This window comes from Buchnera aphidicola (Cinara curtihirsuta), from assembly GCF_900698895.1.
In the GTDB taxonomy this organism is placed as follows: Bacteria; Pseudomonadota; Gammaproteobacteria; order Enterobacterales; family Enterobacteriaceae; genus Buchnera_F; species Buchnera_F aphidicola_AX.
Genome location: NZ_LR217700.1, coordinates 266,818 through 285,402 on the forward strand (window position 1 = coordinate 266,818; position 18,585 = coordinate 285,402).

13 protein-coding genes are annotated in these 18,585 nt (G+C 22.0%); 3 read left to right on the forward strand and 10 right to left on the reverse strand.

The annotated features are described in order from the left end of the window. Positions 1 to 792 carry a TatD family hydrolase gene (locus tag BUCICURT3053_RS01165; RefSeq protein ID WP_154061192.1) on the forward strand — a complete coding sequence of 264 codons (792 nt, stop codon included), beginning with the start codon at positions 1 to 3 and terminating at the stop codon, positions 790 to 792. Between the two features lie 117 nt (positions 793 to 909). Here the strand turns inward: BUCICURT3053_RS01165 and asnS are convergent, their stop codons facing one another. The 3 genes from asnS to BUCICURT3053_RS01180 all read right to left on the reverse strand — a co-directional run bounded on the left by asnS (position 910) and on the right by BUCICURT3053_RS01180 (position 6,448). Then, positions 910 to 2,307, reverse strand: coding sequence for an asparagine--tRNA ligase (gene asnS, locus BUCICURT3053_RS01170; protein ID WP_154061193.1), 1,398 nt, complete (start codon positions 2,305 to 2,307; stop codon positions 910 to 912). A gap of 222 nt (positions 2,308 to 2,529) precedes the next feature. After that, positions 2,530 to 3,471, reverse strand: coding sequence for a rhodanese-related sulfurtransferase (locus tag BUCICURT3053_RS01175; protein WP_154061194.1), 942 nt, complete (start codon positions 3,469 to 3,471; stop codon positions 2,530 to 2,532). Between the two features lie 115 nt (positions 3,472 to 3,586). After that, entirely contained in the window at positions 3,587 to 6,448 is a 2,862-nt protein-coding gene (locus tag BUCICURT3053_RS01180) for a valine--tRNA ligase (RefSeq protein ID WP_154061195.1), read from the reverse strand. A gap of 407 nt (positions 6,449 to 6,855) precedes the next feature. Here BUCICURT3053_RS01180 and argF point away from each other — a divergent pair, with 407 nt between their 5' ends. Together argF and BUCICURT3053_RS01190 are read left to right on the forward strand one after the other, a co-directional pair. Further along, on the forward strand, positions 6,856 to 7,869 hold the full coding sequence (gene argF, locus BUCICURT3053_RS01185; protein ID WP_154061196.1) for an ornithine carbamoyltransferase: 1,014 nt from the start codon (positions 6,856 to 6,858) through the stop codon (positions 7,867 to 7,869). A 39-nt stretch (positions 7,870 to 7,908) separates the two neighbouring features. Next, positions 7,909 to 8,286 carry a Rid family detoxifying hydrolase gene (locus BUCICURT3053_RS01190; protein ID WP_154061197.1) on the forward strand — a complete coding sequence of 126 codons (378 nt, stop codon included), beginning with the start codon at positions 7,909 to 7,911 and terminating at the stop codon, positions 8,284 to 8,286. A 116-nt stretch (positions 8,287 to 8,402) separates the two neighbouring features. On the opposite strand, the gene BUCICURT3053_RS01195 is transcribed toward BUCICURT3053_RS01190, so the two are convergent. From BUCICURT3053_RS01195 to nusA, 7 genes are all read right to left on the reverse strand, one after another. Then, the gene (locus tag BUCICURT3053_RS01195) at positions 8,403 to 10,106 is read right to left on the reverse strand and encodes a DEAD/DEAH box helicase (RefSeq protein ID WP_154061198.1); all 1,704 of its coding nucleotides are present in this window, start codon (positions 10,104 to 10,106) and stop codon (positions 8,403 to 8,405) included. A gap of 279 nt (positions 10,107 to 10,385) precedes the next feature. Then, the gene (pnp, locus tag BUCICURT3053_RS01200; protein WP_154061199.1) at positions 10,386 to 12,476 is read right to left on the reverse strand and encodes a polyribonucleotide nucleotidyltransferase; all 2,091 of its coding nucleotides are present in this window, start codon (positions 12,474 to 12,476) and stop codon (positions 10,386 to 10,388) included. A 204-nt stretch (positions 12,477 to 12,680) separates the two neighbouring features. Further along, on the reverse strand, positions 12,681 to 12,950 hold the full coding sequence (rpsO, locus tag BUCICURT3053_RS01205; protein ID WP_154061200.1) for a 30S ribosomal protein S15: 270 nt from the start codon (positions 12,948 to 12,950) through the stop codon (positions 12,681 to 12,683). 65 nt (positions 12,951 to 13,015) lie between these two features. Then, entirely contained in the window at positions 13,016 to 13,951 is a 936-nt protein-coding gene (gene truB, locus BUCICURT3053_RS01210; protein ID WP_154061201.1) for a tRNA pseudouridine(55) synthase TruB, read from the reverse strand. A 41-nt stretch (positions 13,952 to 13,992) separates the two neighbouring features. Beyond that, a complete protein-coding gene (gene rbfA / locus BUCICURT3053_RS01215; protein WP_154061202.1) occupies positions 13,993 to 14,352 on the reverse strand; it encodes a 30S ribosome-binding factor RbfA in 360 nt (119 codons plus the stop codon). 53 nt (positions 14,353 to 14,405) lie between these two features. After that, positions 14,406 to 16,643, reverse strand: a complete 2,238-nt coding sequence (gene infB, locus BUCICURT3053_RS01220; protein WP_232037247.1) for a translation initiation factor IF-2 — start codon at positions 16,641 to 16,643, stop codon at positions 14,406 to 14,408. A gap of 335 nt (positions 16,644 to 16,978) precedes the next feature. Next, a complete protein-coding gene (nusA, locus tag BUCICURT3053_RS01225; protein ID WP_154061204.1) occupies positions 16,979 to 18,466 on the reverse strand; it encodes a transcription termination factor NusA in 1,488 nt (495 codons plus the stop codon). Positions 18,467 to 18,585 lie beyond the last annotated feature (119 nt).

Below are 18,585 nucleotides of genomic sequence, written 5' to 3' on the forward strand. Positions count from 1 at the left end.
ATGTTTTTAATTGATACTCACTGTCACATTAATAATATAGATAATAGTAAAAAAAACTGCAATATAGATAATATTTTAAAAAAAGCTTATAAAAAAAATGTCAGATTATTTTTATCCGTTTCAACTTCTATTCAAGATTTTTATCATATGTTTCAACATACTTTTTTTTATAAAAATATTTTTTTATCTTGTGGTTTACATCCAAATTATAATCATCATAAAAACGATTTAAAAAATATAGAATTAATATCTAAATATAATAAAGTGATTGCTATTGGTGAAACTGGGTTAGATTTTTATAGATCAAAAAAAAAAAAAAGACAGATTGAACTTTTTCAACATCATATTTATATATCTAAAAAAACTAAAAAACCTATTATTATTCATAATAGAAATGCAGATAAAGAAATAATAAGTATTTTAAATACTCATAAAAACCAACTATATTCAGGAATAATACATTCATTTACAGGAACAATAGATTTTGCAAGACAATTATTAGATATTGGATTTTATATTTCATTTTCTGGAATAATTACATTTAAAAAATCACATAATTTAAGATCCATTTTAAAATTTATACCTTTAAACAGATTATTTATAGAAACAGATTCGCCCTATTTATCTCCTGAACCATATAGAGGCAAAATAAACCAACCATATTTATTATGGTATACTGCTAAATTAATTCAAAAATGTTTAAAAATAGATTTTTTAACATTTTCTAAAATATTAAAAAAAAATTTCTATACATTATTTAAAATAAAAAATAATATATACATAAAAACATAATAAAAAAAAACATTAAAAAATGATTTTTATATACTTTTAACAAATAAAAAAAAATTTTATTTACATAAATTTATATTTTACTATTTATAGTTTTTTATTATAAAATATAAAAAATATTTAAAAATCTGCATGTCCTATAGTTCTAGGAAATGGAATTGATTCTCGAATATTTTTAATTCCAGTAATAAATAATATTAATCGCTCTAAACCTAAACCAAAACCAGAATGAGGAACTGTACCATACTTTCTTAAATCTTTATACCAATTATAATTTTCTTTATTTAATCCCATCTCTATCATTCTATTCTCTAAATAATCTATTCTATCTTCTCTCTCTGAACCACCTATAATTTCACCAACTTGAGGAATTAATATATCAAATGCAGATACTGTTTTTTTATCTTTATTCATGCGCATATAAAAAGCTTTTAATAATTTCGGGTAATTTCTTATAATTACCGGAGATTTAAAATAATTATTTACTAAATATTTTTCATGATGAGAAGATAAATCTTCACCCCATAAGATTTTCTCGTTAATAATATGATTATTTTTTAATAAAATATTAATAGCTTCATTATATTCAATATTAACAAAATTAATATTTAAAAAATTATTTAAACGAAAAATAATATTTTTATCAACTTTTTTTTGCAAAAATAATAATTCAGAAACACAGTTATCTAAAACAAAGTTAATTGAATTTTTTAATAATTTTTCTGCAAAAATAGATATATCATTAATATCTGAAAAAGCTTTTTCTACTTCTAACATCCAAAATTCTGTTAAATGTTTTTTAGTATTAGAATTTTCCGCTCTAAAAGTAGGTCCTAAAGAGTAAACTTTAGATAAAGCGCAAGCATAGGCTTCTAAAGTTAATTGACCAGAGACAGTTAAAAATACTTTTTTTCCAAAAAAATAATTTTCTTTATTAGTGTTCTTTTTAATATTAACTTGATTATTAATATCTAACATAGATACTTGAAACATTGATCCAGAACCCTCTGTATCAATACTAGTAATAATAGGAGTTGATACCCATAAATAACCATTTTTAACTAAAAATTCATTTAAAGATTGAAAAACTGCATTTCTAATTCTTGCAATAACGCCAATTAAACTAGTGCGAGGACGCAAATGACAAAAATATCTAATATATTCAATTGTATGTTTTTTAGCTGACATAGGATATAAATCAGGACGATCTATCCACCCTATTATTTCAACATGATTAGCTTTAATTTCATAAGTTTGTAAATCACTAGGAGATAAAATTAAATTACCAGATACTATTACTGAACAACCGATAGTTAATTTAATAATCTCGGTAGAATAATTAAATAAAGATTTTTTAGCAATTACTTGAATAGATCGTGTAGATGAACCATCATATATAGTTAAAAAAGATATTCCTATTTTTGATATTCTTTTACTTCTTACCCATCCACCAATAGTAATTTGTTTATTTAAATAATTATTTTTTGTATAAATTTCTAATATAGAAATTTTTTTCATAACTATTTCCTAATATATAAAATATAAATATTTAAAATTTAATATTATAAAAAAAAAACAACTTATATTCTTGAAAATAAATTTATCTAAATAAAAAGTTTTGTTTATATAAAAACATAAATTCCTTATATATAAACATATCTAAAAATAAATTTACTAATAAGTAATTTCTATTACTGTATATAAACACAATTAATTTTTTTTATTAAAAAAATATCATATTTATAATTTATTTTTACAATTTAAACAACAGCATGAATTTAATTTTATAGAACATACTCTACATTGAATAAACAAACGGTTACAAAAATCATTTAAACAATTTATATGTATACGATCTGTATATTTTTTACAATTAATACACTGAGAAAATATATCATTAGTAATTTTTTCTGATAAACGATTATCAAAAACAAAAATTTTTCCTCGAAAATAATTAGGAAGATTATATTTTTTTACTTGTTTAATATAACTCAAAATTCCACCATAAATATGATATATTTTAGAAAAACCATTATTCTTTAATAAAGCAGTAGCTTTTTCACAACGCACTCCTCCCGTACAATACAAAACAATTTTTTTATTTTTATAAAATTCTAAAAATTTAGGTAATTTTTCTAATTGTTCTCGAAATGTTCGAGATGGAACAGTTATTGAATTATAAAAATGTCCAATTTCATATTCATAACTATTTCGCATATCAACAAAAATAAAATTTTTATTAAAAAAATATTTATTTACTAGAAAAGCATTCAAATAAATTCCAATTTTTTTACGTGAAAAACAAAAATTTTTAATTTTACTAGAAACAATTTGTTTTTTAATTTTTATTTTTAAATTCCAAAAAGCCATTCTTTTATTTTCAATAGTATAATTAATATACATTCTTCTCGTTTTAGAATGAATGCTTTTAAATAAATGTTTAATATACTTATATTTATCAAAAGGAATACTAACTGTACCATTAATTCCTTCTTTTGAAATATAAATACGACCTAAAATATTTTTATTTTCTAAATTTAACTGAAGAAAAAAAAGTAATTTTTTAGGATTTAAAATAAAAAAATATTTATAAAAAGATAAAATAAACCTTTTATTATATAAATAATGTGAATAAATATTTTTTAAATTATTATTTGAAACTATTTTTTTTATTTTATACATATATAATATATTCTGTTAGTAAAAAAATAATAACTATAAAATAGATAACTCTAATTTAACAAATAAATTAAATATTATTTAATAAAAATAATTTATAGATAAACAATTTTTCTATTTAAATTAATATTTTTTTTAATAAGATTTTTTTTTGATTATTAATTTTTTTTAAAACGTCAAAATTACTTTTTAATAAAGATTTTTTTTCTAAAATAAAACATGAAGGTGCATTCATTAAAATTTTTTTATTTAATAAAAAATAATTTATTTTATGAATTTCCTTTTTAAGTAAAAGAATTTTTTTATCTAAACGCTGTAATTCAATTTTAATATCAAAACATGAATCAATAGAAACAAATATTTGTACACCATCAATAATACGCATTATTACAGAAGATAAATTTAATGATGATTGAATCTCAACTATACATTTTAAATAAGCAATTTTTTTTAAAATTACGTTATTTTCCTGTAAAAAAATTTTCTTGCGTAAAGAAATATTCTTATAATAAACTTTTAATAATCTTGTATATTCTACTTTAGAATCTACTCTAATTGAACGTAAAACAGAAACAACTTTTTGAAACCAATTTATAAATTTAGTAATATATAAATTTTTTAAATTTTTATTATATTGAGGTATAGAATTTAAAATTATTATAGGGTGAAATACTGTGTTTATTTTCTGTAAAATACTCCAAATATATACAGTGATAAATGGCATTATAGGATGTACTAACAAAAGAATTTTACTTAAAATAAAAAACAAAGATACTTTAATAGAATTAATTTCATATAATGAACCATACTGTAATATTGGTTTTATCATTTCTAAATATTGATCACAAAATTTATTCCATATAAATTTATATAATAAAATTGATAGTTGATCAAATCGAAATAATTTTAAAAAATAATGATATTTTTTAATAACTTTATTTAATTCAATATAAATCCATTGATTTAATAATAATGAAGAAATATTTTTTTTTTGAAGTATATTTTTAGAAATATTTTTTATTACAAAACGACTAGCATGCCAAATTTTATTACAAAAATTTTGATATCCTTTTAAACGATTCATATCCCAGTTAATACTTCTACTTGTAGATGCTATAGATAAAAAAGTAAACCTTAAAGAATCGGCACTGTGAGCCAAAATTCCTTTTGGAAAACTATTTATAGTATTTTTTTTAACTATATTTATCTGTTTAGAATTTATTAAATTTTTTGTTCTTTTTTCTATTAATTTTTTCAAACTAATTCCATCAATCATATCCAATGGATCTAAAATATTACCATGAGATTTTGACATTTTTTGACCCTGTTCATCTCGTATTAAACCAGTAATATATATATATTTAAAAGGAATTTGTGAATTACCTAATTTATCCTTTAAAATATACATAGTCATCATAATCATACGAGCAATCCAAAAAAAAATAATATCAAAACCACAGACCAAAATATTTGTGGGATGAAACATATTTATTTTTTTCATATCTACAGGCCAACCTAAACCAGCAAATGTCCATAAGCTAGAAGAAAACCAAGTATCTAATACATCAGAATCTTGTGTAAGAAGAATATTTTTTTTCAAAGAATATTCTTTTCGAATCGATTCCTCGTTTTCACCTACATAAATATTATTAAATGAATCATACCAAACTGGAATTCTATGTCCCCATAATAATTGACGAGATATACACCAATCTTGAATATTATTCATCCAAGATAAATACATATTTTTATATTGCTTGGGAATAAAAATAATTTTATCTTCTTTAACAGCCTTAATTGCTTCTATAGATAATATTTTAGTACTTAAATACCACTGATTAGTCAGCATAGGCTCTAAAATTACACCACTTCTATCCCCATATGGAACATTCATTTTATAAGAAATAACTCGACTTAAAAAACCCTCTTCTTTTAATAAAAATAAAATATTCTTTCGGGCAATAAATCGATCTAAGTTATGTAAATTCTTAGGAATAAAATCATTAAATATTTTTTCTTTCTTTCCTTTATAATTAAAAATATTTAATTTTTTTAATATTTTACCATCTTTTGTAAAAATATTAATCATAGGTAATTTATTACATTGACCAATATTATAATCATTAAAATCATGTGCCGGGGTTACTTTCATACATCCAGTTCCCTTAGATATATCAATAGATCTATCACTAATAATAGGAATAGACCTATTTAATATAGGAACTTTAACAAAATAACCAATATATTTTTTATATCTTTTATCATCAGGGTGCACAGCTAATGCTGTATCTCCTAATAATGTTTCAGGTCTAGTAGTAGCTACTGTAAGATATTTTTTATTATTAAAAATATCACAATTTTCTGTGAAAAAATATTTAATATACCACATTTTATTTTTATATACTTTATTTTCCACTTCTAAATCAGAAATTACTGTCTGAAATTTTGGATCCCAATATACTAATTTTTTACGTCTATAAATTAATCCATCTTTATATAAAGTAATAAAAACACTTTTTACTGCTTTTGAAAAATTAGAGTCTAATGTAAATCGAACATTTTTCCAATCAATTAAATGACCTAAACGTTTAATTTGATTAAACATAACTAATTCAGACTTTTTTTTCCAATTAAAAATTTTTTTTATAAATTCTTTTCGAGTATATGAATTTTTATCTTTACCTTCTTTCATTAATAAATAACGTTCAACTACCATTTGTGTAGCAATACCAGCATGATCTGTACCCATTTGTAATAATGTATTTTTTCCAGACATACGATGATATCGTATTAATGTATCCATTATAGTCTGTTGAAAAGCATGACCCATATGTAAATAACCAGTTATATTTGGCGGTGGAACCATAATACAAAAATTATCATTTTTTAAAAAATTATTATTATGAAAAAAAAACTTATTTTTTTTACAATATTTTTGTATCTTTTTTTCTATTAAATGAAAATTATAATTTTTATCCATAGTTTTCTACAATTGTGTGTATATTTTTATTTAAAATAAAATAATAAAAATTATACTGTAAATTTAAAATAATAATTGAAATATATTTATTAAAAAAAATATATATATAAAATATAATTATATATATAATTAAAATTAATATAAATAAAATAATAAAACAAATTATTTTTAATATAAAAATTGAATTATTTTTCAATAAAATTTTCATTTATATACATATATAAATATATATTGTAAAATAAAATTTTATTATTATCAATTAAATAAAAAAATTTTTAATAAAATATATTATATATAATCTATATTATAAATATAAAAAAATATTTTATAATAATTAAAAATTTTTCACATAAAAATTAAATTTCATTAATAAAAGATTTAAATTTCTAATATATAAGAAAAATATCATGAAAACATTATATAAAAAAAGCCTATTAAGCTTATCTGACTATACAAATAAAGAAATTATTTATTTAATAAAATTATCAAAATTTTTAAAACAACAAAAATACAATAAAAAAGAAAATAAATATATAAAAGGAAAAAATATAGTATTAATTTTTGAAAAAGAATCAACAAGAACTCGATGTGCATTTGAAATAGCAGCTTATGATCAAGGAGCAAATATTACATATTTAGGACCTAATGACACGCATATCGGGTATAAAGAATCTATTCAAGATTCAGCAAAAGTATTAGGAAAAATGTATGATGCAATACAATACAGAGGTCATAATGATAAAATTATCAAAGATTTTAAGAAATATTCTAAAATACCTGTTTGGAATGGTTTAACTGATACATTTCATCCCACTCAAATTTTAGCTGATTTACTTACTATTCAAGAAATCAAACCTAAAAAATCATTAAAAGAAATTAAATGTGCATATGTAGGAGATGCTCAAAATAATATAGCAAATACATTATTAGAAGCAGCTAATATTGTAGGATTAAAAATTAACATCGTAGCTCCAAAAATATACTGGCCTAAAAAAAAATTCCTATTTAAAAAAATAAAATATATAAAAAAAAATAAAAACATAATATGTACAGAAAATATAAAAGAAGGGGTTAAAAACGTTGATTTTATCTATACAGATGTATGGGTATCAATGGGAGAAAAAAAAAATATATGGGAAAAAAAAATAAAAGAATTATATCCATATCAAATTAATAAAAACATGCTAAAAATGACAAATAATAAAAATATAAAAATACTACACTGTTTACCGGCACTTCATGATAAAAAATCTATGTTAGGATATGAAATACATAATAAATTTCATATTAATAATGGATTAGAAATTACTAATGATATATTTAATTCTAATATAAATCTTAGTTTTAAACAATCAGAAAATAAGTTACATACTATTAAGGCTTTACTTGTGTCTTGTTTATCAAAAAAATCTTTTTTTTAAAAATTATTAAAAAATATAAATATAATTTATGGGATTGTTATGTTAAAAGAAAAAAATATGTCAAATAAAATATTTGGACCATATTCACCTATTTTTCAAATAAATAATTTATTTTTTATTTCCGGGCAAATTCCAATAGATAAAAATACAGGAATAATACCAAAAAAAATAAGTGAACAAACAGATTTAATATTAATGAATATTTATTTTTTATTAAAAAATTATAAATTGAAAATAAAAAATATTATTAAAACAACTATATTTACAACAACAATGGATAAATTAAAAGAAATTAATTTATCCTATAAAAATTTTTTTGACAAATATACAGATAAGTATCCTGCTAGATCGTGTATAGGTGTATCAGAATTACCTAAAAAGGTAAATATAGAAATTGAAGCAATAGCATCAATATAATATATTTATGCCACTTAGTGGCATAAAATTTAATAATAAAAAATATTGTATATCTTACATTACAATTATTTATATTAAATTTTATTATTTTTTATAATAAATATTATTTATTAATATTATGTCTTTTTTTTTGAAGATACATTAGAAAAAAGTACAGGTTTAATTTTAATTGGTTTATTTAAAATACGAGTATGTAACAAACGTACTAGTAAACTTTTAGAATATTGTCTAGGTAATTCAATAGTAGAATAATTTGAAAATAATCTAATATTTCCAATTAAACGACTATTAATATTCCCTTCATTAGCAATAGCTCCTACTATATGGCGTACTTCTATTTTGTCGTTACGACCTACTTCTAAACGATATATAATCATATCTTCTAATTTTTTATTATTTTTAATAAATCGATTATTTATAGATTTTTTATTATAACTAAATCTACCTTTATTATAAGGTGATAAAAGATTATTTTTTCTAAAAGATAAAAAAGAATGCTGTTTTTCAGGTGGGATAATTAATGGACGATCGCCTTGAGCTAATTTTAATAAAGCAGCTGATAATTCTTCAAAATTCCAGCCTTTTTTTAAATTTAACTGTAATAATAATTTTTTATATAAATCTAAATCATTACTATTTAATTGGTTTTGTACTTTTTCTGAAATAATTTTTAGTCTATGTTTTACTAATAATTCAGATTTAGGTAATTCTACTTCTGAAATAGAATGTTTTATTATTCTTTCAATATTATAAAGTAATCTTCGTTCACGATATTCTACAAATAACAATGCTCGACCTGTTCTGCCTGCTCTACCAGTTCGACCAATACGATGAATATATGATTCAGCATCCATAGGGATATCATAATTAATAACAAAACTAATTCTATCAACATCTAATCCTCGAGCTGCAACATCAGTAGCAATTAATATATCTAATTTTCCTGTTTTTAAACGTTCTAATGTCTGCTCTCTTAATAATTGATTCATATCACCATTTAATGCTGCACTATTATATCCATTTTTTTCTAAAGCTTCAGATACTTCTACTGTAGCATTTTTTGTACGAACAAAGATAATAGCAGCAGAAAAATCTTCTACTTCTAAAAAACGAATTAAAGCTTCAGTTTTTTTACCACGTACTATCCAATAACTTTGCTGTATATCAGGGCGAGTAATTCCTGTAGACTGTATTTTAACTTCTTGTGGAGAATCCATAAAACGCCTAGATATCCTACGAATAATATTAGGCATTGTTGCTGAAAATAAAGCAGTTTGATGTTTCTTAGGAATTTTTGACATAATAGTTTCTACATCTTCTATAAAACCCATGCGTAACATTTCATCTGCTTCATCTAAAACCAGGCTACTTAAATTAATTAAATTTAATGTTCCTCTTTTTAAGTGATCTAATAAACGACCTGGTGTTCCAACAATAATTTGAGGACCTTTTCTTAAAGCTTGTAATTGAATTTCATACCTCTGACCTCCATATAAGGCCAGTACTTGTATTCCCATAATATATCTAGAAAAATCAGAAAAAGCTTTAGCTACTTGAATTGCTAATTCTCGAGTAGGAACTAAAATTAAAATTTGTGGAGATCTTAAAGAAATTTTTATATTATTTAACAATGGTAATGCAAATGCTGCTGTTTTTCCACTACCAGTTTGTGCCATTCCTAATACATCTTTTCCTGATAATAAGTAAGGAATACAAATAGATTGAATGGGAGACGGTTTAATGTATCCTAATGATTCAAGAGATTTTAATAAAAAAGAATTAAGTCCAAAAACGGAAAAAGAATGATGAATTTGAGTCATGTAAAGTATAAGCCTCTTATATTTCGAAAATGGCCAGTATACTACATAACTCATTATGAAAATTTCTATCTATTTTCATTAAAGAGTATGAACCGGCTAAATTGAATATATATAATTTTTTTAAAAAAAATAATAAATAATTTTAATAAAAAAAAACTATAAATTAAAATACTTAATATTTTTAAATGAACTAATAAAATATTTATTATACAATAAAAATATATAATAATATAGTATACACTATATAAAATATTAATTGTGTATATATTATAAATTATTTTATTTTTCATTAATATTTTTCATACTTAATCTAATACGACCTTGTCGATCTACTTCTAATACTTTTACGGAAATAATTTGATCGATTTTTAAATAATTAATTACTTTATCTACTCTTTTATTTGAAATTTGAGAAATATGTATTAAACCTTCCTTTCCTAGACCAATAGATACAAAAGCACCAAAATCAAGAATACGAGTTACTTTTCCCGAATAAACTTTTCCAATTTTAATGTCTTCAGTAATTTCCTTAATTCTACGAATAGCATTTTTAGCTTTTTTTCCAATAGTTGCTGATATTTTTACTACTCCATCATCTTTAATTTCAATAATAGTTCCAGTTTCTTCTGTCAACATTCTAATTATAGAACCGCCTTTACCAATTACATCTTTTATTTTTTCAGGATTAATTTTTATTGTATAAATTCTAGGAGCAAATTTTGAAATATCACTTCTAGGAATTTGTAAAGTTGTTTCCATAATATCTAAAATTTTTAATCTTGCTACCCTCGCTTTATACAAAGAGTCCCTAATAATATTAATTGTAATGCCAGAAATTTTTATATCCATTTGTAAGGCAGTAATACCCACTCTACTACCTGAAACTTTAAAATCCATATCACCTAAATAATCTTCATCTCCTAAAATATCTGATAAAATCACATAAGAATCATTTTCTTTTATTAAACCCATAGCAATTCCTGCAATTGCTGATTTAATAGGTACTCCAGCATCCATTAAAGCTAAAGATGCACCACATACAGAAGCCATTGAAGAAGAACCATTTGATTCTGTAATTTCAGAAACTAAACGAATTGTATAAGGAAATTCTTCAATATTAGGCATTACAGCTAAAAAACTACGTTTAGCTAACTTTCCATGACCTATTTCTCTTCTTTTGGGTGATCCAACAATTCCAATTTCACCTACAGAATATGGCGGAAAATTATAATGAAATAAAAAATTATCAGTCCTGTCTCCCAAAAGATCATCTAAATTTTGTGCATCTCTAGATGTTCCTAAAGTAGCAGATACTAAAGCTTGTGTTTCACCTCTAGTAAATAAAGCAGATCCATGAACTCTAGGAAGCACGCCCGTTCTTACATCAATATACCTAATTACATCATTTTCTCTACCATCAATTCTTAATTTTCCTTTTAAAATACGTTTTCGTACAATATTACGTTCTAATAAATATATATTTTCTTCAATTTTAGCTGCTGTTAAAGTATTATCATTATTTAATAAATCTATAATTAATTTTTGTTTAATATCACTTAATTTTTTTAATCTCTCTTTTTTTGTAAAAATATGATATGCTTGATCAATATCTTTTTTAATTTTTTTAGAAATTAAATTATATAATGTTTTATCTGGTCTATATATATTAGAATTAATATTTGGAATTTTATTTGCTTTTTTAGAAAATAAATAAATATTATCAATTAATAATTTTTGATTTTCGTGTCCAAATAAAATAGCATTTAAAATCTCTTCTTCAGCTAATATATTAGCTTCAGCTTCAACCATAAAAATAGTATCTTCAGTACCTGAAACAACTAAATCTAAAAAACTCTTTTTAATTTCCTCTGTAGAAGGATTTAATATATATTTATTATTTATCAATCCAACACGCGCTACACCTATTGGACCCAGAAAAGGTAAACCTGATAAACATAAAACTGCAGAAGAACCTATAATAGAAATTATATCTGGACTTATTTGAGGATTTACTGAAATAACTGTTACAATAATTTGCACTTCATTTAAAAAATCCTTAGGAAACAAAGGACGTATAGGTCTATCAATTAATCTAGAAATTAAAATCTCATTTTCACTAGGTCTACCTTCACGACGAAAAAAACCTCCTGGAATTCTACCAGCAGCATAAGTACGTTCTTGATAGTTTACAATTAAAGGAAAAAATTTTTGTCCTATTGGAACTGAAGTATCACTAACTATAGTAACTAAAACGGTCGTATCATCCATACTAGCTAAAACTGCAGCAGTAGCTTGCCGAGCTATCACTCCAGTTTCTAAAACAATAGAATGATTACCATATTTAAATTTATGTGTAATTGGTTTTAACAAAATCAACATCCTTAAAAATGATTTAAAAAAATATTTATATTTTATTAAAAATAACTCTTTACATTAAGAATTCAAAAAAATATTTTTATCTCTTACAAATATAAAGATATAAAAAAAGAGCCGTGAAAGCTCTTTTCTATATATATAATTATACTCTATTTACTATTATATTTTAATGTTATATAATAACAATTATTTAATATTTTAATAACGTAAACCTAAATCTTTAATTAAATATAGATAATGTTTATGTTTTTTAGATTTTATATAATCTAATAATTTTCTACGGCGAGCAACCATATTCAATAATCCTTTACGACCACAATGATCATCTTTATTAATAGAAAAATGTTTTTGTAAATGGTTTATTTTTTTAGTTAATAATGCAACTTGAACTGAAGAATTTCCACTATTGCTATATAATTTTCCATATTTTATAATTAAATGTTTTATTGCTAATTTATCTTTTAACATAAATATACCTTATATACTTTTTTATTAAATAGAATAATATTATAATTTTTTATAAAAAATTATAATTAATTATGAAAAATACATTCTGGTTTTAATAAACCTGATGTATTTACTCTCCCAATTCCTAAAAATATATTATTTAATTTTTTAAAAACCCGAACTAAACCAGTATTAAAAGGTAAAATTAAAAAAATACATTTATTTTTCTGAAAATCTTTAGCATCTTTTTCAAGTAGTTTTGTTTTAGGATATTTTAAAAATACTGAACTAACAGGCAATAAAAACGTATTTAATGTATTAAAAATACATAATTTATTTTCTTTTTGTATATATTTTTTATTAATAAAAAATAAATCAGATAATGTAATTAATTGTGATGAATTATAAGGACCTACTCTTAAACGGCGTAAAAAAATTACATGTGCTCCACAATGTAATTTTCTTCCAATATCATATACTAAACTACGAATATATGTTCCCTTAGAACATACAACTGTAAATTCTAAAAAACAATTAATAAATTTAATAAATTTTAATTGATAAATTATTAATTTTCTTTTATGACGAGGAATTGTAATACCTATCCGAGCATATTTATATAATGGTATTCCATTATGTTTAATAGCTGAAAACATAGGTGGAATCTGGTGAATTTCTCCAATAAAATTTTTTAGAATTTCAGTTATATCATTAATATTAACACATACTGATTGAGTCTCTAATACTTCTCCAGATAAATCTCCAGTAACAGTACTTTCTCCTAATTTGGCTATTACATGATATTTTTTTACTGAATCAGTTAAATATTTTGAAAATTTTGTTGCCTTACCAAATAAAACAGGTAGCATACCAGTAGCTAGAGGATCCAATGAACCTGAATAACCTACTTTTTTAGCAAAAAAAATTCTTTTAATCTGCTGTAATACACAATTAGAAGAAACTCCTTTTGGTTTATCTAGCAATAATATTCCAGTATAATTCATACTGTTTCTATAATCCATTTTAAACCTATATTTATATTACTTTAATACTAAATTATTAATTAGTTCAATATACGATTACTAATTAATTTTGAAATAAAAATACCATTAATGAAAGAAACATCATGAATAAAACATAATCTTGGAACAATACGTAAGTATATATTCTTATTGAGACATGAACGAATAAATCCCTCCGCTCCTTTTAATATATTTAATATTAATTCAATATATTTTTTATTTTTATACTGTAAAAAAGTAATAAATACTTTAGCATAACTTAAATCTAATGATAACTTTACTTCCGAAATTGTTATTAATAAATTAATTCTTGGATCTTTTAAACGAAATTGAATAATTGTAGCAATTTCTTTATGTAAACTACGTTCTAATCGCATAGATCGACTAAAATCTTTTAACATATTATTTCCTACTAATAATAACAATATTTTTATGTATAAAATTATTAAATTATTTATTTAATTACTTGAAAAACCTCAATAATATCACCGATATGAATATCATTATAATTTTTTACTCCAACACCACATTCAATTCCACTATATACTTCTACAACATCTTCCTTAAAACGACGTAATGATTCTAACTCTCCTTCATAAATAACAATATTATTTCTCAAGATTCTTATTGGATTCGTCTTTTTAATAACACCCTCTATAACTATACAACCAGAAACTAATCCAAATTTAGGAGATTTAAATATACTTCTTACTTCTGCTAAACCAATAATTTTTTGTTTATGTATAGGAATTAACAAACCAGACATAATCTTTTTAATATCATCAATTAAATCATATATTATCGAATAATATCGAATATCCAAACGTTCTGATTCTATAATTTTTTTTGCAGAAATATTAGCTCTTATATTAAAACCTATTAGAATAGATGAAGTAGTAATACTTAAATATACATCAGTTTCTGTAATAGCTCCTACACCAGACATTATAATATTAATTTTAATAGTCTTATCAGATAATAATCTTAATGAATCTAATATTGCTTCCAAAGAACCTTGAACATCTGCTTTTAAAATAATATTTAAATCTGATATTTTATTCGTATTAATTTTAGTAAATAAATTATCTATATCGGTTTTTTTTTGATTAAAAAATTTTTTTTCTTTAATTTTTACTTTTCGATAAATAGAAACTGCTTTTGCTTTTTTTTCATTATGAACAACTGTTAATATATCTCCTATATTCGGAACTCCAGATAATCCTAATATCTCTACTGGTATAGAAGGACTAGCCGATAAAATATTTTTATGAAATTCATCTCTAAGTAATTTTATTTTTCCATATTCTGTACCACATATGATAATATCATTTAAATGTAAAGTTCCTTCTTTTATTAATACTGTAGCTACAGGTCCACATTTTATATCTAAAAAAGATTCAATTACTACACCGGAAGCCATTCCATTATATACTGATTTTAATTCTAACATTTCAGACTGAAGTAAAATTACAGATAATAACTCATCAATTCCAAAACCTGTTTTTGCTGAAACTAATACAAATATATTTTCTCCACCAAGTTCTTCAGAAATAACAGAATATTTAACTAAATCTTTTTTAATTTTTTCTACATAAACGTTAGTTTTATCAATTTTATTAATAGCTACTATAATTGGAACATTTGCATTTTTTGCGTGCTGAATTGCTTCTATAGTTTGAGGCATTACACCATCATCTACAGCAACTACTAAAACAACTATATCGGTAATTTTAGTTCCTCGTGCTCTCATAGCAGTAAAGGCAGAATGACCTGGGGTATCTAAAAAAGTAATAATTCCATGTGGTGTATTTACATGATAAGCACCAATATGCTGAGTAATACCACCTAATTCTTTTGAAACTACTTTAGTAGATCGAATATAATCTAATAAAGATGTTTTTCCGTGATCTACATGTCCCATTATAGTAACAACAGGAGGTCTTGTTTTTTTTATTAAATTATCTAAATTACGATTTTTCATTAAAGATATTTCTAATTCATCATCATGACGAATAAGAACTTTATGACCCATTTCCTCCGCTACTAATTGAGCTGTATCTTTATCTAGTATTTGATTAATAGTAGCTGAAATACCTAAGCTTAATAATTTTTTAATAACTTTAATACTTTTAACTGACATTTTATTAGATAATTCTAATACAGAAATATCATTAAAAATGATAATTGGCTTATTAAAATTCTTGGAAGGTTTATTAAACTTTTGATGTAATATAGAATTTTTTATTCTATATTCTTTATTTTTTTTTTTATAATTTAAAAAACGTTTATCAGATGCTTTTGAAGAAAAAATAACATTTTTTTTATTATTTTTATTATTACCAGATAATCTATTTAATTTATTATCAATATAATTTTTTTTTATTTTTTTAGAATCCTGGTTATTTTGTATATTTTTTTTATTTTCATTTATTAAAATATCAGAATCTGATTTTTTATTTTTTAAAATATTTTTTTTATTTAATGGGTTGTAAATAGATATTTTCTTCTTTATTTTTTTTTTAAATATAGTACTAGTATTTTTTTTATTTATATTTTGAAAAGGAAGATCTGATTCAATAAACTTAGAACGCACTAAATTTGTTGATTTTTTTTTATTAATTGATAATTTTTTTTTCTTATCTTTCTGTAATAATTGATCGTTATTTTTGTATCTTGTTTTTTTAAATTTCACTGGTAAAATTATCTCTTTTATTTTAAGTGTAAATTCAATTAAAGATTAATATTATAAAAATTTTATTAAAATAATATATCAAAAAATATATTTAATAAATACTATTTTTTATTCAATTATTTAATATATATAAAAAACATATTTATTTAAATATATTTAAATTACTATTTTTTTAAAAAATTATTTGATATAATCTACATTTTATAATTCTTAATAAAAAAAATTATTTTATTAAAAATTTATATATTTTTATTTAAAAAAATATTACCAAATTTTTTAAAAATGATTTTATTTTTTTAAAAAATTTGTTATTATAATTACTATTATATTTTATTTTATTTATTTTCATTAAACCAACAAATATTACGTGCTTCCATTATTAATTGACCTGCTTGTATAGCTGTTAATATAGAAATATCATTTAAATCATCAATACTTTTTTCAGCTAAATGTTCTAAAGTATATATTTTTTTTTCTATTAATTTTTGAATTACAACTTCATTAATATTTTTTAAGCAAGATAGTTCTGAATTTGAATAATGCTTACAAAATATTTTTACTAGTTTTTCTTGATCATTTTTTAAAATTAGTTTTGCTTTTCTTTTTATTTTTAAAATAATATTATTTTTAATGCCTTTAATTGATAATAATTGATGTATAGATGCATCAGCAATGGATTGTATAGAAGAAAATCCTGAATGAAATAATAATGAAATATCATTTTCTGTAAGTTGAAGTTGATTTTTAAAAATATAAAAAAAATCTTTTTTTTCTAATTTATTGTCTTTTATTAGAGTATCTGGAGTCATAATATTTAATTCCCATCCGGTTAACTGAGATGCTAAACGAACATTTTGTCCATTTCTTCCAATTGCTTGAGCTAAATTATATTCTTCAACAGACACGTTAATAGTATGATTATAATCATCTAAAATAATTGATGATACATCAGCAGGAGCCATAGAATTAATAACAAATTTTTCTGGATTATGATCCCATAAAATTATATCAATCCTTTCTCCTCCTAGTTCACTAGAAACTGCTTGAACTCTGGCTCCTCGAATTCCAACACAAGCACCTACAGGATCAATTCTACTATCATATGTCATAACAGCTATTTTTGATCTTGAACCAGGATCTCGAGCAATAGCCTTTATTTCTACTACTTTTTCTCCTATTTCAGGAACTTCAATACGAAACAATTCAATTAACATATCTGATCTTGATCTACTAATAAATAGTTGTACACCTCTAGATTCACAAGAAATATTATATAATACACCTCGTACTCTATCATTAATTCTAAAATTTTCTCTTGGTAACATATCTTCACGCATAATTATACCTTCAATATTATTACCAATATCCAAGATAATATAATCTCGATTAATTTTTTTAACAATTCCTATAATAATTCGACCTTTTTTTTCATAAAACTGACTAATAATAATTTCTCTTTCTGCTTCTTTTACTTTTTGTATAATAACTTGTTTAGCTATTTGAGTTGCAATACGATCAAAAGTTACAGAATTAATACAGTCCTCTACATAATCATTTAATTTTATAGTATTATTTTCAAATCGAGCAGCTTCTAATGTAATTTCTTTTGTTGGATTAGATACAGTCTTTACTACTAACCATCTTCGATATGTATTAAAGCTACCATTATTACGATTTATGCATACTCTAACATTTATATCTTGATTATATTTTTTTTTTGTAGCAATTGATAAGGCGCTTTCTAAAGCTTCAAAAATTTTCTCTCTGGGAATAGATTTTTCATGCGAAACAACATCTACTACAGATAATATTTTTTTATTCATATCAATTATCCTTAAATTTAAATGGATATATTCAACTAAATAAATAATTCAAAGAAAAAGAAATTCTGTTAATCAAAATAAAAAAAATGATTTTTTATACACAAAATTATTTTTAAATA